We start from the raw sequence: 17,190 nt of genomic DNA, 5'->3' as shown, positions 1-17,190 counted from the left end.
GCCCCATGGCCTAGGCTGCCCGTCAGGGCCATTGCGCGATAGCACCATAGGCATCAGAGTTGGGTATATATTAGCTTGTGCTTGCGGCGGCCCACCCCCGCCCGCCCGGCCGGCGCCTAACGTCCCAACAAACCCGCCACAGGCGCCGGCCACCCCTCCAATCGCTTACCGAGATGTGGATTGTGGGGGATGCGCACCATGTGTCGAGCGATGACCAGTCGATGCCCGTCCGCGTGAACGTCTGCGCCCGCCGTCCTCTGGGGTCAACCTGGGGAGAATTCGACCATGGAACACAGTTTGGCTGAAATAGCGGCGCGGCTCTCCCGCGATCGCCTGGGTCGCGGCGGCCCTTGCATGATATGGACCGTCTAGCTCCGATAGTTGGGCTTCGCCATTTGCTCGGCTACAGTTAGAACCACTATGGCTCAAAGCCCCTCCAGCATCATCGGTTCGCCGGCTCAAGGATCAGGTAAGTTCCGGCTCCACCTCAGTGATCATCCCTGACGCCAAGGGAAGCCCGCTTTGAACTGCACATTTTACGTCGCGGACCCCATGTCGGTCTGGTCGCCATGTTAGCCGACGCTAAATCAGAGCGATGCGACACTTCTTGCTGGGCCTTACAGTCTGTCTCTATTGCACCACATTGCTAAGGGCCGAAGCATGGCAGCCCTTTGGCGTCCGGCAGCTTGGCTTTACATTCGATATTCCTCCAGGTTTCGTCCTCACCCAGCACTCGGATCAAGGCGCGGCTTTTCAGGGGCCGAGAGAAGCGTCCCTAGTCATTTGGGGCGCACGATTGGGCAAAGCCAGTTTTCGCGCCGAGATCGAGCACCGCATGATAGAGGACAAAAAGTCCGGTTGGCGACTGACCTATCGGCGCATAACATCCAGATGGGCAAGCTATTCGGGTGTCAAGAATGGCGAGATCCGCTATGTCCGCGCAATCACGGTCTGCGGCGACCGCGCCGCGCTTTTCACAATTGATTACAGGAAATCGGAAAAGAAGCCATATGAGCCTGTTGTCGTGCGCATGGTCCGGTCCCTGAAGGCACAGGGCTGCTAAACTGGGGGTGGGTGGGCAACGCAGATTGCTGCGCCCTGAATTGCTGCCCGGGAAGACGACGCGGACAGCATCATCCCGACCGCTTCCTGCAACGGAGGGGCGATCATTTCCATTACTATCGCCGTGTGCCCGGAGAGGTCAGGGACCTCGACGAGCGCTGCGTGCTCGTGCGCCGCGCCCTCGACAACACAGACCGGATAAAGGCGCGCACCGCCCGAGATCTCCATGAGGCTGCTGACAATGCTTTGTGGGCTTCGTTGATGCTGGTGAAAATCCACATCAAGCGCGTCGAGTCCCTGGGATTCGTCTATCGACCTCTCGCAGAGATATTGGTCGCCGAGCTCCTCGGCACGATCCTGCGGACTAGCCGAGAGCACGATAGGCGAGCCTGCCAAATCATCATCTGTTGACGCGGTCGGCGGCCGCCGAGAACAATACACACTGTCTATTCACTGCGCCGCTCGTTCGAAGACCGCATGAAGAACGGTAGGCTCGGCGAGGAGCTTCGGCGCATGTTGATGGGCTACCCGATCTACCGGCCGAAATATGGCGAGGACGGCGACATGAAGATGTGGCAACAGGAACTATGAAGATCGTGTGGCCGCTCGATCCTGGGATCGTATGACCCGCTGACGCACTGCGGCAAGACGTTCTTCCTTCGCCCGGTTGTCCTGCAAGGCGCGTTCCAAGTGGTCGTATAACGGGAGCCATGCCTCACCATGCTCACCTCGTGCCACAATGATTTCGGCGACGCGGTCGAGTACTCGCTCAATCCGCTGTGCCGTGACTGGTCGAGGCGTGGGCGAGTATCGCCTCACGGCTTCGCCCGTCCGCAAGGCCATGAATGCACCATGCCTTATGTGTAGCGGACTTTTTGGTGCAGTGAAGGCCTGTGTTCGGCTTGGGCTGCAATCGGCGGCTGCGGCTTGCAAATGTGAAAGGCTCTTTGCTCATCGGGGTTGGCAGCGGGAGGGCGATCGTCCGGACCCCCCGAATACGATAGCGCGAGTTGCCGGCGCAGCCCGTCCGTCATCTGGTCAACCGAGCCTCTCCTCCTCGTGAGCGCGTGGCAGATTGTTTGCTGCGGCGGCGTGATTGCCGCCGCAGAGAGTTTTAACGGTTAGTCCGTGTGCACTGCCAATCTTCGGCCCTGTCATCCAAGACGGCGCCAAGGGAACGTCTTCGATCACACCCACCCTGCGTGCCCAGGTCGCAAACGCCTTGTGCGCGGCCTCGACCGACTTGCGACCATCATACGCCGAGTAGCATGTATCACAGGCCGCTCCGTGGAGAAGGCCGCGCCTTTCGACCGGCCATTCTTCCAGAAATTCTATGGCATCCATGACGCAACCGATCTTTTTGAGGACGAAACTGTCATCTCGCACGAAAATCGGCTGTTTGAACGTAGCGCTCTCCATCGTGACCTCCCTTCAAGCCCTAAAGCGGCGCTTGTGTCTCTTCGGGTGACGGAGGATGATTCCTCGGCAAAACATGCCGGTCTGCGTGACGCCTTCGGCACAGAGAGGATATTGGAAATGGCTCTTTTCAGTTCAAGAGAGAATTGGCCGGCCGAGCCCAGCAGCCTCTTGGCAATTGGCACCTCATCCCGCTGCCAGCGCGTCTGTCCGCGAGGCCCTCGGCCCACCAACCTGCACGTCGGCGATCTTGCCGTCGCGTAGCAAGGCCTCTAACCGGCTATTTGGATTTGCGTCACGAGCTGCGTAGCTGGAAGAGCATCAGCGCAGCGAAGGCGGCGTTGTGTTTTCCTTTACTCATGTCCATTGCGGCCACTCCACACAGCGCGGGATATAGGTCGTCAAACCGAGCGCATCAATTCTGGCACGTCAACGCCTTTCATCGCCGCCGGCATCGTCTCGCGAAAAAAAGAGCGGGCCCGGAAGAGTCGGACCCGCCAGCGGCTATGATCAGGCTGCAGAGAGCGGTCGGTCATTCGCGAGCCAAAGGCTGGCTGCTGCCAGGGCAGCAACCACAGCGCCAGCGATGGCGTGCGACCACATTGCTGCCGCCAGGCCGGCAAAGCCAAGCACCCAAGGTGCGGCCACAATCCACAGGCCGACGACAAGGTTCGCCCATTCCTCATATTTGTGGAACGCCACCAACGCGCGCGCTGCGATCAGAACGGTGATTACGCCCGCGATGAGGGCGTGCCAGACGGCAACAGCATCGGCAGCATAGCCAAGGAGCCAAGGCGAGAGCGCCAGCGCGATGCCGGCAAGGATGTTTACGACATCGAGCGCCGGCCTGCTGCTGTCGGAAGCGAGATTCTTCAACATCGTCATTCTCCTTTCCTGCGTTTCAGTACGTCAATGTACCGCCCTTGAGTCGAGGGCGGGTGCGGCAGCGGGCCTGTTCGGCCCGATGCCGCAAAGCTTCTTGGGTCCGGATTTGAAACGGACGCAGTCCTTCGGCGAGATCGGCTCAGTCAGGAGGAAGGGTTCGATCTCCCGAGGTTCGAACGCATTGCCGGCGATCTCACTCAATGCGAGATGCGGCCGGCTCTTCGGGCTGGCCGCCAACCGGGGCGCTGCGCCGCGCGCCAGTGCGCGCGCCCGCCCTGCTGCCGAGACCGCAAGTGCGAAGGGGTTCGGGATGGTCCGTTGGGCGTCGAAGACGATCAGTGGGTCCATCCTTGCCTCCAATCATGCGGCTATCCGGGATCGTACCGGGCTGAGCCGAGTCTGGAATCTCTGGGTACTGCCTTCCAAGGCCAGCAGAGCGAGCTCAACCTCGTCCAATCGCGTCGGACGTGCATTTTCCGGCATGCCTTCAGCGGTGGCCAGGTCGATCAGGTACTCGTTCCAGGCCCAGTTCTTGAGCACGGCACGTTTCTCGTCGGGTGCGAGTACCGGGTCATCCACCACCTCCATCGGAGAGGCATAGAATGTCTCGGGCTCGGAAAGCGCCGTCTGTATGTGCGCTGCCTGTGCACCAGCGCCATAGTTGTGGCTTGCCTGGAGCCATGCCAATTGTAGCCGTTGCCAAACCACGTCGGAAAAGGCGTGCCTCTCCTCCGATGCTTGCCTGTTGCTGACCTTGGCCTGAGAGCCAGAAGATGGAGCCTGCACCACGTAGCTGAGGCCTTGGCGCTCCGCATAACGGATCGCCGCCCCCAGCGTCGGAAAATCCAGTTGAACCTGGGTCAGGGTGTCCCGGCCGCCCGTATAGCCCATCAGCGGCTCGATGAACGGGGCTGTGCGAGGTTCGAAGATCAATCGCCAGTCCTGGCGGGGCTTTGCCGAGGTCGTGGCCGAGCGGCATGGCTGGTAGATCCGTGCCGTCACGCCGTCCGGAAACACTGACCGCCCCATTGACAAAGCCGGTTCGTCGACACGAGGCCGATTGTCATTGTCCGGCCGGCCGGAAGTCCTTGTTGGGTTTCTGATGTCGCTGCTTTGAACTGTCTCCATTGTCTGTCCCTCCCATCATGAAGGGTGGTACGAGCAGCGGCCGTGACGGCCGCTGCTCATACTGCCGTGCGTCAGTTCTTGCCGTTGATTGCGATCCGCTTGGCCTTCGCCTGCGCCCGCTCGGTCTTGGGCAAGGTCACGGTCAGCACCCCGTTCTTGAAGGCGGCGTTGACCTTGTCTTCCTCGACCTCGTAGCCGAGCGGAATGAGGCGCTCGAAGCGACCGTAGAAGCGCTCGGAGAACTGCCGGTCTTTGTCCTCGGTCTCGGAACGCTTCTCGCCTTTAAGCTTGAGCGCCCCGTTGTCCAGCAGGACTTCTATGTCGCTCTCGTCCAGGCCGGGTATTTCCGCCGTGACGCGGACTTCCTTGTCCGTGTCGGAAATTTCGACGCTGGGCCAAGTGGCGGCAAAAGAGGGACTGAAGGCCGGCAGTCTGGCGCCGAAGCTGCGGAAGGCGTCATCGAACAGCCGGTTTACCTCCCGGTGGAGGGAGACGAAGGGGTCTCGATCTCCATCAGGGAAGAGACTGGGCGCCGAGTTTCCGTTGCCCCGGCCCCATGGGATCAAGTCACGTACGCTCATTGTCTTTCTCCTTTCGTAGGTCTGTGAGCCGGGCCGGACGCCCGGCTCAAGCGATGCCTTCATCGTGGATTGCTCAGGCCGCCAGCTTCTCGGTCTCGACCTTGGGGGCTTCGATCTTCGGCATGGGAGCCCCGCTGGAGATCTCGACCTTGCGCGGTTTCATCTCCTCGGGAACCTCGCGCTTGAGATCGATGCTCAGCAGCCCGTTCTCAAGGCTGGCGCCAGCAACTTTGACATGATCGGCCAGTTCGAACCGACGCTCGAAAGCGCGCCCGTTGATGCCGCGGTAGAGATACTGGTCGTTCTCATCGCCGGATTGCGACCCGCTCACGACCAGCATGTTGGGCTGGTGAGTGATGGTCAGCTGGTCCTGCGAGAAACCGGCGACCGCCATCGTGATGCGATAGTCATCATCATCAACCTTGGCGATATCGTAGGGCGGCCAGTTGTCGAACGAGGCCACACGGCTCGCATTTTCAAGCATGTCGACCATGCGGTCGAAGCCGATGCTGGACCGGTACAGGGGGGTAAAATCGAGGTTCATAACCACATCCTCCTTTGAGCAACATGGATCATAGGAGGCGCCAAGAGCCTTGCCGCCTCCTGGTCTTGCCGGCCCCATCAGGCGACCGGCGACCATCAATTTAGAATCGCGACTTGCACCTTCAAGAGGTATTAGGAAAATTTTCAGCGGCAATCCGGTCGAAACGCACCCATGCCACCCCCCGCCGGCGGGGTCACTCGCCGACGGGTCAATGGTTCACGAACAATCAGGTCGCGCTTAAATCCGATCGATGAATGGCACGAACCCGGCCACCATCGCGCTGTCACTGCCATCAGGACCGGCAAGCTCGTCCGATTGATCCAATTGTTGCAATGCATCCATGATCGCATCGAAGCTGACTGGTTCACCCGCCCTCGGCAGCATGCGAAGCGCTGGCACGGATTCTACCGCGCAGGCATCCGACGCCCATGACGAAAGGATGGCGCGCTTCTCCTGACCGTCCAGGGCAACGTCGGCCAAAACGTCGTGGGGATGTTTGAAATGCCGTGCCGGGTGCAGCAATCGGTCCAGAAAAACATCGGGGGCCACGGGTTCAATCGAGGCAAAATGGGTCGAAATGGCTGCTTCCATTGATGGTCCTCCGCTTCAGAAAATCTCCTGCGTGTTTGAGTTTGGCGGCTCTCGCGATTCCCGCCAGACGAAATTTTGGGACGTCTCAAGCAAGTTTCAATGGCTTGGCACGGGTCACATTTCCCGTGGTCAACGCCTTAGAACCATTTTATCCAGCCCGTGAAACAATCGGCGAGAATCTCAGTTCTGACGTCGGGCGAAAATCAAGGACCCGAATCCGGCAGGAGAACCAGTCATGTCTTACCTCTCTAGGAACTTGTGCATTGGCTTGATCACAGGAGCCCTGATGCTCTCGACTGGCGGCCTTGCTCCGGCCACCGCACAGGAAATTCCGAACGACTTCAGCGCAATCGTGCGTCAGAAGCTGCCCGCGGTTGTCGCCATCACGACCAGGCAGATCATCCAGGATCAAACGACGCTCAACGACTTTCTCAATCCCTTCGACGGAGGAGGGCGTATCCAGCCCCAGGTGCGGGAAGCACTCGGCTCCGGCTTTGTGATCAGTCCCGAAGGCTACATCGTCACCAATAACCATGTCGTCGCCGACGCAACTGAGATTCACGTCGTGTTCTCCGACAAGGAGACGGCGCCCGCCCGGGTGGTGGGCCGCGATCCGGCAACCGACATCGCGGTATTGAAAGTCGATCCTCGGCCCAACATGACGGCGACGGCCTGGGGGGATTCGGACGCGATGCAACCAGGGGCCTGGACCATCGCCATCGGCAGTCCCTTCGGCCTCGGGGGCACGGTCACTGTCGGCGTCCTTTCTGCCCGCTCTCGCGATATCCAGGCCGGTCCTTACGACGATTTCCTGCAGACTGACGCCTCGATCAACAGAGGTAACTCGGGAGGTCCTTTGTTCAACGCGCGCGGCGAAGTCATCGGAGTCAACACGGCAATCGTGTCGCCGTCAGGCGGTAGCATAGGCATTGGGTTCGCGGTGCCCTCGCGCACAGCTCGGACTATCGTCGACCAACTGATCAGCACTGGCCGCATCGAGCGCGGCTTCATCGGCGTGCGTCTTCAGGAGATCACGCCCTCCATCGCCGAGGCGCTCGGAATGCCGGGCGCCAAGGGCGCGCTGGTTGCCTCGGTCGAGGCAGGCAGCCCGGCGCAGAAAGCGGGAATCCAGGCCGGCGACGTGATAACCCGGTTCAACGACAAGGACATCCAAGGCGTCCATGACCTGACGCTGGCGGCAGCAAGCCAGAAGCCGGGATCGAAAGTGACCGTAACAACGAACCGGGGCGGCACAAACCAGGAATTGTCGCTGACTGTCGATCGACGCAGGGACCAGGAGGAACAGACCGGTGCCATTCCAAGCCTGGGTACTGAGGACCAGCGCCTTGGTATGTCGCTGAGCGCCATTCCGGACGAAGCGCGCCAGCAACTCGGCCTACAGGCCGACACCACGGGCGTGTTCGTCCAGGATGTCGCTCCCAACAGTCTTGCGGCCGAAAGCGGCATCCGGCCCGGCGACGTCATCGTGTCGGCCAACAACCGAAACATGACCCAGCCGTCTGACGTCCGCGAGGAATGGGCGAAATCCCGTCAGCAGAAAAAGCCAGTGCTGTTCCGTATCGACCGGCGGGGACAATCGCTTTTCGTTGCTGTGGCAAACTCCTGACTGACAGGCCAGAGACGGCGTCGCGATCTGTGCTGCTGGGCTGCCCCCTACCGGAGCGCACCAGAGTTGTGAAGCCGATGAGCGGTATGTTTGAAGTGGCGGTCCGGCTCAACATGCGGCTGCGGGAACTGCTCTGCGGCTTTGCGCGCACGGTCGGCGACTCCGGTCGGCGAGGCGAAAGTCCTTACGTTTCGGCGCATCCGGCGACCACACAGGTGGACAACAAAAGCCTGCGATCCGCTTCTGAGCGCGTGTGCTTTTATCGATGTAAGGAACTTCGCGCCGCAGGTTTAGACTAGCGATCTCTGGCGTGTGAACGCAAGAGAAGTCGGCGATCTCCGAAATCGGTTGATTGATCAATGCTGTAGCGTTGTCCAGTGGCCGGCTGAGCCGCACGAGGCCTGTGATGCCTGCTACTCGGCTACGATGGTCGGGAGTCTGGAGCCCACGCGCAAGACCGACTGAACTGAAACGGGCACAAAGGTCGGTTTCATCAAGGATGTGTCTGCAACGCTGCCGTGGATGACAGGGCCAAATTGCGCATTCGATGGGTTTGCTGATTTATTCCAGGCGGGTGCCCGGTTCAGCCGGGTCGTCTTCGTCGGGCTTAAGCAGGTCGATAAGCGCGGCCGCTCGTGTTCCCGGAAGCGGGCGCCCCTGTCCCATTAACGCCTCGTCAGCAAAAGCCCATGCCCATGCCTCTCTCAATTCCTCGATCGACGCACCCGTTGCGATGATCTCCGCAACCGTAATATCGTCGGCTGATCCAATGACGGAGAGAACTTCTTGCCGTGTCATCGTTTGACCGCGTTCTGACTACAACTGAACTAGATGGAGATTTCATGGAGCACTTGCAACCGATCTAATGAGGGCTGTCGCAGGATTCCCTTGCGCAAGATCAGGGGCTGCGCAATGGGCGCCATTCACCTAGCCAAACGCGCGCCACATAGGGCGCAGGGCGCAGAAATCGACGGAGCCCATGCGCTCGGCATTTGCGAAGACCCGGCAAGTCATCCAGATGATCGCCCATCACTGAGGCCATTTGGTGGAACTCCCCCTGGACCATCCACGCAGCCGGAATCGGCCATGGGTGTTCTGAACAACCCGGAAACTCGTTTCAGGGGATTATTCTCGAAATCGTAGTCTGCCGGGCGCGATGTGGAGATTACAGGGGAACCCTTCGTCTCGGTGGTCCAAAGTCCCTGAACTAACCTGTTATCGTCGACGCACGGGAAACCCCGTGATTCAGAAGAGCAGATCTCGGGCCACGCACGGCCTATGCCCCGAGGCTGCCCGGCCGAATGTGTTTGCGCGCGGATAACTCCGGTCTGTGAAGCAGCACCCTGTTGCGGCCCGTCTGCTTGGCAAGGTAAAGTGCGGCATCCGCTCGCTGCTGTAACTGCTCCGGCGAGATCGCCTCAGAGGTCTGAACGGCAACTCCAATGCTCAGGGTGACCCAGCGCGACACACGGGATCCAGGGTTGGGCAAAGCGGCAGCCTCGACGCTCTTACGCATTCGTTCAGCCACAGCGGCGGCCTCTTCCTCGTTCACCCCGGGCAGGAGCACGAGGAATTCTTCGCCGCCATAACGGGCAACGTGATCGCGATCACGCCTCACGTTTTCCTTCAAGATAGTTGCGACCTTTACCAAACACCGATCTCCCTCCGCATGGCCGAGGTGGTCGTTTAGCTTCTTGAAGTTGTCAATGTCGCACATCAGCATCGCGGCACCGGCAAGGCAACGTTTGTCACTTCCCCATAGGCGCTCGAGTGTTTCCGTCATCCAGCGACGGTTGGAGATGCCGGTGAGTGGATCGGTCCTCGCCAGGAGTACCAGTCGATCATTCGCTTTCGCCAGTTCGGCGACCCTGCGTCGGTCGCGAAGCTCAAACAGGAAAGTCTTTTGAGCAAGAATTGTCATGATGCGCCGCGCGGCCACCGTTGCAAAGATACCGCTGGCGAAGAACAGCGTTCCAGCCACTGCACTCCCATGCGCGATGGCCGGGTTCTGCAGTTGAAGCATGAGATAGAGTCCGAGCGCCAGCGCAGCGATCGTCATCGTCCACGCCAGCGGGATCCCGAAGATTATGATGGCTGTGATGGCCACGAACAACATGACGTTCAATTGCCGTTCGTAGAACTCGCCACCAGCGCTTGCTCCGACCAATGCGACTGACAACAAGATCAGGAACATGCCTGCGATCAGCGAAGCTCCTTGGAGCCAAGCCGCCTGCGGTTTACGCCAGGCTAGGACCACGGCCAACGCGACGGGCGGGATGATGGCGCCGGGCAGGAGCATGGACTGCGCTACGCCCCATGGAAGCAACGCCGCGTTCAGTGCCAACGTCAGCACATCCAAAAATGCCACCCAGATCATCCACGCGCGGATGATTTTCGCCGTTTGCGACCAGACACGTGCTCGAAATAGGCGTTCGATCTCGCCACGCAGGCTGATTTCGCGCGTACGGCGCGCCAGAAGCCGGTCGACCTCAGCGGCTAGGGCAGGATCATCCTGCACATCGGGGGGCATCAGATCTGACAAGTCGATAGGCCCTACGCTGCTTTCTCCTGAACATCTATCCAAGCCATAGGCGGTCGGCGGTGGGCAAGCATGTCAACTTACCCTGAAGTTTTGATTTATAGCTGCGATTTGCGAACAATCAGTCCCAAACCATCCGATGCTCGATGCGTAGCCGAATTAACCTTTGTAATTGCGGTGGCGCTGCACCGCTGTTATCCACGCCCCGCCGCTGGGCTCGGCGAAATGTTCCGAGAGCTTCTGAAGTTGACCGCGTGAAGGAACGGGTGATGCCGATTCTTGTCATGTCGACCTTTCGAGTATTGCCTGCAGACCAACAGGATGGATTTGGCCATGAAAGGAAGCCGACCGGTTATTTCGTTGTTGGATTTCGACATACTCTCCCGGGTTCTTACGTCAGCCATCAGGGAGAGCCCGGAATCCGATTCGACGGTCCAGGCCCGCGAGCTTGTGTGCCTATACACCGGGAAAAAGTCAGCCGACCAAAATTTGATCGCGGCCTTGCTTCACGCCAGTCGCGCCCAGCTGGACGTGGAAGCATCCAAGGCCAATCGCCCGGCCAGAATTGACTGAGTGCCTGCATCTGCTCGACGTGACCTCTCACCGGGTTGTCTCCTCGACGGAGCTACGTCCGAGACGAAGCCCAAAGGCGCGACCGACTGAGACGCAGAGCAGAATTCCCGCAGGCGACAGGACGAATATCCTGACCGCGACACGATAGCCAGCAGGTCACCGAATGGACCTTTGGAAGTCATGGCAGCGGGTTGGACTTCGATCGAGATGGCCGAGGCCATCGAGCATCCGGCCGTGGCCGACCGTCGTGGGCGCGAGGAAAACGCTGCTCTAGATCCTGCTGCTCGCACGAGCATTTTTACCCCAGGGCCATAAATTTTGCACTGACCTGAGGAACACGCATCTGCAGTCGAAGTTCGGGATGTGCTTGGTGAGGACGACTCCCTCCTTGAAACGACCAAGCTCTGGTGCGAGGGCCCGCCTCCGGTTCCGAGACCCGGGCCTGTGCAATGCAAGCATGCGTTAAGTTTTTTCTGCAGGCCTGGAACCTCTCTCTGAAATCGAAATTGGGTCTGCAGCTTGGCTCCCGGGCCAGGTCTCAAAGCAGGGCCCGCCGCTGTTTGTGTCCTCAGTGGCGGGCCCACTTCGTTTCCGCTCAACGCTACATTGCGATTGACTAAAGCAACGAACATCCAATGAACGCAATCTCACATGCATCGATCCATGGCCAGGTCGGCACGATCATTTTTTGGGTGACGGTGACCACGCCGACCAGTTGGTCACAAGGAGAACCAAACGACGAGACCTATAGCTACGGGCACAACGGCAATCCGGCCCTCCGCGATTTGTCGCGTCGGGTGTTCTTTCCTCCCGATTGCCGCAGCGTCGCAGTGCGACGAGCCGGTGAGATTGGCCGAAGGCCTGACGCCGGAAACGCGCGAGCGCGCCAAAACTACTGGATGATGCGCGGTGATGGTGGGATTGCTATCTTTAACTATGCCGATTTGCGGCTCTTGGCCTTTGGCCGGTCTTGGCCGATGCCTTCCTTGGCGAGGCTCTTTCGCAAAACCGAGGCCAGGTCGACCACGTTCTCCTGAGGCTTTGGCGCTGGTTTCGGCGGTTTTTTGCCCTTGCGCTTGGCGTCGATCATGGCAATCAACGCATCCTCGTAAGTATCCTCGAATTTCGAAGGATCGAACTTTGTCACCTTCTTGTCGATGAGAAGCCCCGCGATTTCGAGCAAATCCGAATCGTAATTTGGGCTTTTCACGTCATTAAAGACGGTGTCTTCCGATGTCATCTCATTGTGGGTGCGCAACTCGGTCAGCAGCATTCCTTTTTCAAACGGCTGTATCAATACTTCGCGGCCGCGCTGATAGAGTACGACGCAGGAACGTGCCGCGACGCGCTTCTTGGCCATCGCATCGCGCAGGACGGCAAAGGCCTCAAGGGAAGCGCCATCTGCCGGGATCAAGTAGTAGGGCTTTTCGAGATAGCGCGTGTCGATCTCGGCAACCGGAACAAAGGAATCGACATCAAGCGTATGCTGGGACGTCAGTTTCAGTTTCTTGATCTCGTCCGGCTCGACGTGGATGAAATCGCCCTTGTCCGCCTCATAGCCTTTGATCTGATCCTCGGCTTCGACAACATCCCCGGTGCCTTCGTCGACATAGGCACTCTTCACGGGTAAACCGTCGCTGCGGTTCAAAATCTTGAAGTGGATTTTCGATGCCTCGCTGGTGGCACCCACTATCTTGACCCCGCACGACACGGAACCGACCCTCAGAAAACCCTTCCAGACCGCGCGTGGCGCCACCATGCCGTTTCTCCTAGACGTCGACTTCCGCACAACGCCAGGCACACGGTTCTGTTCCGCGTCATGGGCAGCACCTTGTCGCAAGCTTATTCCTCACGGTAGTCCAGCAGCTTCGCATGGCGAAGCTTCTCCTCGCCTTTCAGGAACCGCACGCGACCGACCAGACCAGGCTTGAGCCATTCGGCCTTTTCTTTCTTGAGACCGATCGGCACTGGTCCCCCGACCTTCCCTTGCACGCGATCCCAAAGTCGCTGGCGCTTGTCAGCTTTAAACGCAACGAAAGCGCCGCCGGCATATCGGCCTTTGTCGGCCATGAGCACCATTGCGGGCTTTCCGGCCTCGCGCTGCACGCCAATAATGTCCATTTCCTTTTCGGCATAGCACTTGATCTTGCGCCAGTTCATCGTCGGTCCGCTGCGATAGACGCTGTCCTTGCGCTTCGAGACCATGCCCTCCAACCCTGCCCTGTCGACCAGGTGATAAACCGCGTCACCGGTGCCGGGCATGGCTTTGCTGACCTGAATGCGGCCGACGGCTGGAATCAGTTCCTGCAGGATCTCGCGGCGGTCTTCCACCGGCATGTTGCGCAAATCATGCCCGTTCAGGTGCAGGAGGTCGAATGCCACCAAATACAGATCGCGCGACGGCTCACGACGGGTGACGGCTGACTGCAGGGCCTGGAAGTCGGACAGGCCGGCCTCGTTGACCGTGATTGTCTCGCCATCGATGATGAAACTTTCCGCCTCGATCGCCTCTGCCTCTCCGGCAAGTTCGATATAGCGGCCTGTCCAGTCGTATCCGTTCTTGGTGAACAGCCGGATCCCGTTTTCATCCTTCATGATTTGGGTCCGATACCCGTCGAATTTGATCTCATGGAGCCATTCGTCGCCCTGCGGTGGCGTTTCGACCAGCTCGGGCTCCATGGGCTTGATGAACTTCAGACGCATGCGCTGACTCGCATAGTGCGATTCAATTAGCGCGCGCTAAAATGGTTCCGGAACATTTTAGACGAATTGAATGTTTGATGGTTATGACGAAGCTATCCGACCTTGGACCTCCGATTCCCGGCACGCAGCACGGCGGCGAGCCTGCCGACGAGCGCGACAATTTCATGACCTGTCCGGTCTGCGGCCAGCCGTTCGACATGCGCGATTTCCGCCAGGTCGCTTGGCACAATCTGCCTCAGCATGAACCGCTGGAATCGGAGCTTGCCACGGGCCGGAACGCGAACTGGTTGCGGATCCGACCATTGAAATAGCGGCCCTTGGCAAAGGCAGATTTGAAATCGGCGACGATCTCCGGCGGTACATCCAGAAAGTCGTACTGCCTGCCACTCGCTACAAACCACACTGAGAGAACCCTGGTTTCCGGGTCGTATTCGAACTTGCGTATTGAGGTCGACGGCATGGTGCACCAGGTCATTGCCAGTGAGCGACCCGCGAGATGGCCCGCCCTGTGAGGAAGCAGAGAGCGGGCCGACCACGGCTGTACGTCCATGGCCATCATCGCCTCCACGGAAGGACGGTGACAGCATTCCAACTCCCATTGGATTTCGGTGTTCCACACATAAACAAAAAGGCCCGCCACCTCTCGGCAGCGGGCAGTGTAGGTCGCTAGGATCACCCAGCGGTACCTAAAGTACACCCCGCCTCGCCAAAAGGGAAATGTTAGGTATCTCTAATGGATGATTCGGACCCTGGGGCTGACCGTGGGGTATCAAATCCGAGAATATCCTGCGGGCCAGGTCGATAGCGGAATACCGAGCTGGGGCCCCGACATCCTATTGGGCCGCCGCACAGGCAACGAAAATGCCCGTGACGCTACACCGATCCGGAAACTACTTTCTTGAGGTGACCGATGCGAGCACGGGAGGGTGTTCGCCTACCAATACACCGATTTGCTCTACTGAGTGGCTTTGAGCAGCGGCTGCTGCTTCACCTCCGGGCCAAACCGGCCGCTCCATTCATAGCCGCAGCGGGCTGTCCTAGGGATAGTTGGACTGGACGGTGTGTTGATTCACCCCTGCTGGATGGCTGAGGTGCAAAACCATGCAAACCACAATGCCCCGATACGCGACAGAAAAGCCGTTGCATCGTCGACTTTATTCAAGCCGGAATTCAACCGCATGCTTGTCGGACTCACGAATGAGGCCACTGTCCATGGCGGCTTCGAACGCCTTGGTGAAATACTGATCATCGGAGGCCTCGTGATCCTGCTGCGCAAGATCGATCGGCAGCGCTCCGATCACGCGGCCCGTTGTCTTCTCGATAACCGTGACGGTCCTCTGCATCATGGTTTGTTGACCGTGTCGTCGACTGCGTTGGCCGTTGCCTTGACGTCCCGGCCGACGCCTCGGACGGTGTTGGCGCAGGCCGCAAGGGCAAAGGCACAGGCAAGAATGACAATCGGTGTGATGCGTAGCAGTTTCATGGACGGGTTCTCCTATTTGTGATTATCAAGTCCGCTTTGCCGTATCGCACCTGTAACCGCCATCACCTTGTTGTGGGCGGCCGCTTCATCTGCGGTGTCAAAGGGCGTTGCGATGGTCGTCCCATCCAGAGCCAGTATCACAGCCAGGAACGGAAGGCCGATCAGCGGTGGTGCGTAGACAACGTACGCTGGGCGGGCATTCTTCATCGCCCATGTAGCACCATTTGTCGGTCAGGACCTAATCCCCCTTAAAATGCCGAAGCGCCTCTATTCTTCACATCGCCGACTTCCTGCACCACCGTGGCAAGCGATTCCTTCTATAGGAAACAGCCATGATTTTTCCTTCCGGGTAGTGATTGGGGTATGGTCGTGGAGAAATCTGCTGACAGCAAGTCGGCGACCTGGCCCCAAGTCATATGCGTGCGAGGATGGCCATGGATCAGAAGCAGAGGCGGCCCAGATCCGCCATGCCGAAGCCTTATCGGCCCGCCCTCGGTTTTTTACCAACATTTCAAGCACGAAGTTGTCGAACATCTGCCATCCTCAAAAAGGGGCGGTTGTCGGCTTGAAGAACTCCATGAGCATGGATTGGTTCGGGACGTGCCAATCGCGACTGCAGATCGTTTCGGCTCCCGGTTAGCTTTCGCTCAGGGCTCATTCTGGACGCGAATGGCTAGACGGATTTAACGGAGCAGGCCCTCGTCGTCGAACGCGTTCCAGCCCTTCAACTTGGGCCGGGGAGCGTCATCTCTGGGGTTATTCCCGGCACCGCGACCCTTCTCGCTACCCTTTCCCGCCCGCGTCAGGGCAGCCTTGCCGGCGCCACGTCGCCTGTTCTCTGTAACTTGCTGCGCGTCCTCTTCACGCCAAAGGCTTGGCAGATCACGATCAAGGATGTCTTCGATGTGCTTGGGATCGAACACGTGGAAGGTGACGGCCTTGGATCGACCGCGCATCTTCACGGTGCGGGTGCCAATGCTTTGCAGCCGTCCGTTTTTCAGCCACTTGTGACGCTCACGCGAAGAGATCGCAAGGATGTCTTCGGCCTCGCGCGGCAGGACCGGGAGTACTGCGATGGTTTCCAGTGCCTTGGCGATCTTGTTCGAGGCGGCCTCGAACTCTTCGGCATCGTCTTCGCGCATCCGCAATGTCATGCGACCAGTCTCGGCTTTGACGTACTTCCTCACCGCCCAAGGCAGGCGGGCACGTATTTCACGCTCGATACCTTTCGTGCGCACCGACGAGCCAAGCGTCGCTGATGGCGGAAGGGGCCACTCGGTAATCAGTGACAACGAGGTGCTGACGCTTTGGCGAGAGCCGCGATCTCGAGGGGCCACAATTGCCGCAGCCAAGCCGCCAAGAATCTTTCGTGTTTGCGCAAAACGCACCGGCATCTGAGCTAGTCGCTTCCTTGTCGCACGGTTTCTACCGCCAGCGACCCGGCCGGCAGGGCCTTCAACAGCTCCACCTCGGGTTTCGTGAGGTGGATCCATGCCGCCCAATCATCCGGGCGCAGAACCACAATCTGGCGATTGTGGATGGGCGCCACGTCCAGGCCGGGTTCCGTCGTCAGCATTGCGAATGTCGGGGGCTTGTTGCCTTCGCCATCGCGCCACAGGCCGGCGATCGCCATGAACGAGGCGCCGTTGAGCGTGAAGCGATGCTTAGCCTTTGGAGACTTCTTTCCCGTGAATTCGAAGAAAGCCGACGCCGGAATAAGGCAGCGCTTGCTGTTGGAGAAGTTCCGTCCTTCCGAGCGGAAGTTGAAGATCGGCCCGCCTTTGGGCCCGGAGGGCGGAAAGGCAAAGGTCATGCGCGTGAGTTCGATCGTGTCTCCGGCGGCGCGCATGATCGGGGCGGGATCACTGATGCGGATGTCATCCGCCTGCGGCAGATCCAGTTCGGTTTGATAAGTGGGAATGTCGAGCGCCAGCAATTGCCTCATCCTGCAATATCGGCCCAGGCGATATGCTGCTCATAGTCGTTGCACATAGCTGCCCACGCTTTCAGTCAGTTGATGACTTATAACAGATAACGCGGCTTGGCTGCGGCGCCACC

18 protein-coding genes and 2 pseudogenes are annotated in these 17,190 nt (G+C 59.3%); 2 read left to right on the top strand and 18 right to left on the bottom strand.

All coding sequences use genetic code 11. The annotated features are described in order from the left end of the window. Nucleotides 1-607: 607 nt before the first annotated feature. On the top strand, nucleotides 608-1,063 hold the full coding sequence (locus tag A4R29_RS32200; protein ID WP_244507003.1) for a hypothetical protein: 456 nt from the start codon (nucleotides 608-610) through the stop codon (nucleotides 1,061-1,063). Here the strand turns inward: A4R29_RS32200 and A4R29_RS34405 are convergent. The 8 genes from A4R29_RS34405 to A4R29_RS32160 form a co-directional block, all read right to left on the bottom strand. Continuing rightward, nucleotides 1,060-1,458: a hypothetical protein gene (locus A4R29_RS34405; protein ID WP_145923812.1), complete on the bottom strand. Its 399-nt coding sequence runs from the start codon at nucleotides 1,456-1,458 to the stop codon at nucleotides 1,060-1,062. The genes A4R29_RS32200 and A4R29_RS34405 overlap by 4 nt on opposite strands. A 642-nt stretch (nucleotides 1,459-2,100) precedes the next feature. Further along, on the bottom strand, nucleotides 2,101-2,481 hold the full coding sequence (locus tag A4R29_RS32190; protein WP_063174046.1) for a DUF982 domain-containing protein: 381 nt from the start codon (nucleotides 2,479-2,481) through the stop codon (nucleotides 2,101-2,103). 507 nt (nucleotides 2,482-2,988) lie between these two features. Then, nucleotides 2,989-3,363 (bottom strand): SPW repeat protein, encoded by a 375-nt coding sequence (locus A4R29_RS32185; protein ID WP_395316767.1) that lies wholly within the window; start codon nucleotides 3,361-3,363, stop codon nucleotides 2,989-2,991. Between the two features lie 24 nt (nucleotides 3,364-3,387). Continuing rightward, nucleotides 3,388-3,711: a hypothetical protein gene (locus A4R29_RS32180; protein ID WP_063174045.1), complete on the bottom strand. Its 324-nt coding sequence runs from the start codon at nucleotides 3,709-3,711 to the stop codon at nucleotides 3,388-3,390. A 12-nt stretch (nucleotides 3,712-3,723) separates the two neighbouring features. Continuing rightward, the gene (locus A4R29_RS32175; protein ID WP_063174044.1) at nucleotides 3,724-4,491 is read right to left on the bottom strand and encodes an NADH dehydrogenase ubiquinone Fe-S protein 4; all 768 of its coding nucleotides are present in this window, start codon (nucleotides 4,489-4,491) and stop codon (nucleotides 3,724-3,726) included. Between the two features lie 71 nt (nucleotides 4,492-4,562). After that, a complete protein-coding gene (locus A4R29_RS32170; RefSeq protein WP_013525023.1) occupies nucleotides 4,563-5,072 on the bottom strand; it encodes an Hsp20/alpha crystallin family protein in 510 nt (169 codons plus the stop codon). A gap of 73 nt (nucleotides 5,073-5,145) precedes the next feature. After that, on the bottom strand, nucleotides 5,146-5,616 hold the full coding sequence (locus tag A4R29_RS32165; protein ID WP_063174043.1) for an Hsp20 family protein: 471 nt from the start codon (nucleotides 5,614-5,616) through the stop codon (nucleotides 5,146-5,148). A gap of 237 nt (nucleotides 5,617-5,853) precedes the next feature. Continuing rightward, nucleotides 5,854-6,207 carry a hypothetical protein gene (locus tag A4R29_RS32160; RefSeq protein WP_024505617.1) on the bottom strand — a complete coding sequence of 118 codons (354 nt, stop codon included), beginning with the start codon at nucleotides 6,205-6,207 and terminating at the stop codon, nucleotides 5,854-5,856. Between the two features lie 286 nt (nucleotides 6,208-6,493). Between A4R29_RS32160 and A4R29_RS32155 the strand changes: the two genes are divergently transcribed. Next, nucleotides 6,494-7,834 carry a Do family serine endopeptidase gene (locus A4R29_RS32155; protein ID WP_244507002.1) on the top strand — a complete coding sequence of 447 codons (1,341 nt, stop codon included), beginning with the start codon at nucleotides 6,494-6,496 and terminating at the stop codon, nucleotides 7,832-7,834. 561 nt (nucleotides 7,835-8,395) lie between these two features. Here the strand turns inward: A4R29_RS32155 and A4R29_RS32150 are convergent. The 10 genes and pseudogenes from A4R29_RS32150 to A4R29_RS32100 all read right to left on the bottom strand — a co-directional run bounded on the left by A4R29_RS32150 (nucleotide 8,396) and on the right by A4R29_RS32100 (nucleotide 17,124). After that, on the bottom strand, nucleotides 8,396-8,632 hold the full coding sequence (locus tag A4R29_RS32150) for a hypothetical protein (RefSeq protein WP_013525027.1): 237 nt from the start codon (nucleotides 8,630-8,632) through the stop codon (nucleotides 8,396-8,398). A 478-nt stretch (nucleotides 8,633-9,110) separates the two neighbouring features. Beyond that, nucleotides 9,111-10,364, bottom strand: a complete 1,254-nt coding sequence (locus A4R29_RS32145) for a GGDEF domain-containing protein (RefSeq protein WP_063174041.1) — start codon at nucleotides 10,362-10,364, stop codon at nucleotides 9,111-9,113. Between the two features lie 1,516 nt (nucleotides 10,365-11,880). Next, entirely contained in the window at nucleotides 11,881-12,705 is an 825-nt protein-coding gene (ku, locus tag A4R29_RS32135) for a non-homologous end joining protein Ku (RefSeq protein WP_063174039.1), read from the bottom strand. 83 nt (nucleotides 12,706-12,788) lie between these two features. Next, a complete protein-coding gene (locus A4R29_RS32130) occupies nucleotides 12,789-13,649 on the bottom strand; it encodes an ATP-dependent DNA ligase (protein WP_063174038.1) in 861 nt (286 codons plus the stop codon). 235 nt (nucleotides 13,650-13,884) lie between these two features. After that, nucleotides 13,885-14,208, bottom strand: a complete 324-nt coding sequence (locus A4R29_RS32125; RefSeq protein WP_244507001.1) for a KTSC domain-containing protein — start codon at nucleotides 14,206-14,208, stop codon at nucleotides 13,885-13,887. A gap of 595 nt (nucleotides 14,209-14,803) precedes the next feature. Beyond that, nucleotides 14,804-14,995 (bottom strand): hypothetical protein, encoded by a 192-nt coding sequence (locus A4R29_RS32120; protein ID WP_013525035.1) that lies wholly within the window; start codon nucleotides 14,993-14,995, stop codon nucleotides 14,804-14,806. Beyond that, the gene (locus tag A4R29_RS32115; RefSeq protein WP_032809501.1) at nucleotides 14,992-15,132 is read right to left on the bottom strand and encodes an entericidin A/B family lipoprotein; all 141 of its coding nucleotides are present in this window, start codon (nucleotides 15,130-15,132) and stop codon (nucleotides 14,992-14,994) included. The genes A4R29_RS32120 and A4R29_RS32115 overlap by 4 nt, the downstream gene beginning before the upstream one ends. A gap of 344 nt (nucleotides 15,133-15,476) precedes the next feature. Continuing rightward, nucleotides 15,477-15,614, bottom strand: a pseudogene (locus A4R29_RS35265) (alpha/beta hydrolase); the annotation flags it as partial. 201 nt (nucleotides 15,615-15,815) lie between these two features. Next, entirely contained in the window at nucleotides 15,816-16,526 is a 711-nt protein-coding gene (locus A4R29_RS32105) for a hypothetical protein (protein WP_024505780.1), read from the bottom strand. 5 nt (nucleotides 16,527-16,531) lie between these two features. Continuing rightward, nucleotides 16,532-17,124 (bottom strand): annotated as a pseudogene (locus A4R29_RS32100) (SOS response-associated peptidase). Nucleotides 17,125-17,190: the final 66 nt, after the last annotated feature.

It is taken from the genome of Mesorhizobium ciceri biovar biserrulae, from assembly GCF_001618845.1.
Taxonomy (GTDB): Bacteria; Pseudomonadota; Alphaproteobacteria; order Rhizobiales; family Rhizobiaceae; genus Mesorhizobium; species Mesorhizobium ciceri.
This window is presented reverse-complemented; position numbering and strand designations above follow the sequence as displayed.

Excerpts from the sequence above, each read along its gene's own strand:
- A4R29_RS32190 (WP_063174046.1), bottom strand. The coding sequence starts at position 2,481 with ATGGAGAGCGCTACGTTCAAACAGCCGATTTTCGTGCGAGATGACAGT.
- A4R29_RS32185 (WP_395316767.1), bottom strand. The coding sequence starts at position 3,363 with ATGACGATGTTGAAGAATCTCGCTTCCGACAGCAGCAGGCCGGCGCTC.
- A4R29_RS32180 (WP_063174045.1), bottom strand. The coding sequence starts at position 3,711 with ATGGACCCACTGATCGTCTTCGACGCCCAACGGACCATCCCGAACCCC.
- A4R29_RS32175 (WP_063174044.1), bottom strand. The coding sequence starts at position 4,491 with ATGGAGACAGTTCAAAGCAGCGACATCAGAAACCCAACAAGGACTTCC.
- A4R29_RS32170 (WP_013525023.1), bottom strand. The coding sequence starts at position 5,072 with ATGAGCGTACGTGACTTGATCCCATGGGGCCGGGGCAACGGAAACTCG.
- A4R29_RS32165 (WP_063174043.1), bottom strand. The coding sequence starts at position 5,616 with ATGAACCTCGATTTTACCCCCCTGTACCGGTCCAGCATCGGCTTCGAC.
- A4R29_RS32160 (WP_024505617.1), bottom strand. The coding sequence starts at position 6,207 with ATGGAAGCAGCCATTTCGACCCATTTTGCCTCGATTGAACCCGTGGCC.
- A4R29_RS32155 (WP_244507002.1), top strand. The coding sequence starts at position 6,494 with ATGCTCTCGACTGGCGGCCTTGCTCCGGCCACCGCACAGGAAATTCCG.
- A4R29_RS32150 (WP_013525027.1), bottom strand. The coding sequence starts at position 8,632 with ATGACACGGCAAGAAGTTCTCTCCGTCATTGGATCAGCCGACGATATT.
- A4R29_RS32145 (WP_063174041.1), bottom strand. The coding sequence starts at position 10,364 with ATGCCCCCCGATGTGCAGGATGATCCTGCCCTAGCCGCTGAGGTCGAC.
- ku (WP_063174039.1), bottom strand. The coding sequence starts at position 12,705 with ATGGTGGCGCCACGCGCGGTCTGGAAGGGTTTTCTGAGGGTCGGTTCC.
- A4R29_RS32130 (WP_063174038.1), bottom strand. The coding sequence starts at position 13,649 with ATGCGTCTGAAGTTCATCAAGCCCATGGAGCCCGAGCTGGTCGAAACG.
- A4R29_RS32125 (WP_244507001.1), bottom strand. The coding sequence starts at position 14,208 with ATGATGGCCATGGACGTACAGCCGTGGTCGGCCCGCTCTCTGCTTCCT.
- A4R29_RS32120 (WP_013525035.1), bottom strand. The coding sequence starts at position 14,995 with ATGATGCAGAGGACCGTCACGGTTATCGAGAAGACAACGGGCCGCGTG.
- A4R29_RS32115 (WP_032809501.1), bottom strand. The coding sequence starts at position 15,132 with ATGAAACTGCTACGCATCACACCGATTGTCATTCTTGCCTGTGCCTTT.
- A4R29_RS32105 (WP_024505780.1), bottom strand. The coding sequence starts at position 16,526 with ATGCCGGTGCGTTTTGCGCAAACACGAAAGATTCTTGGCGGCTTGGCT.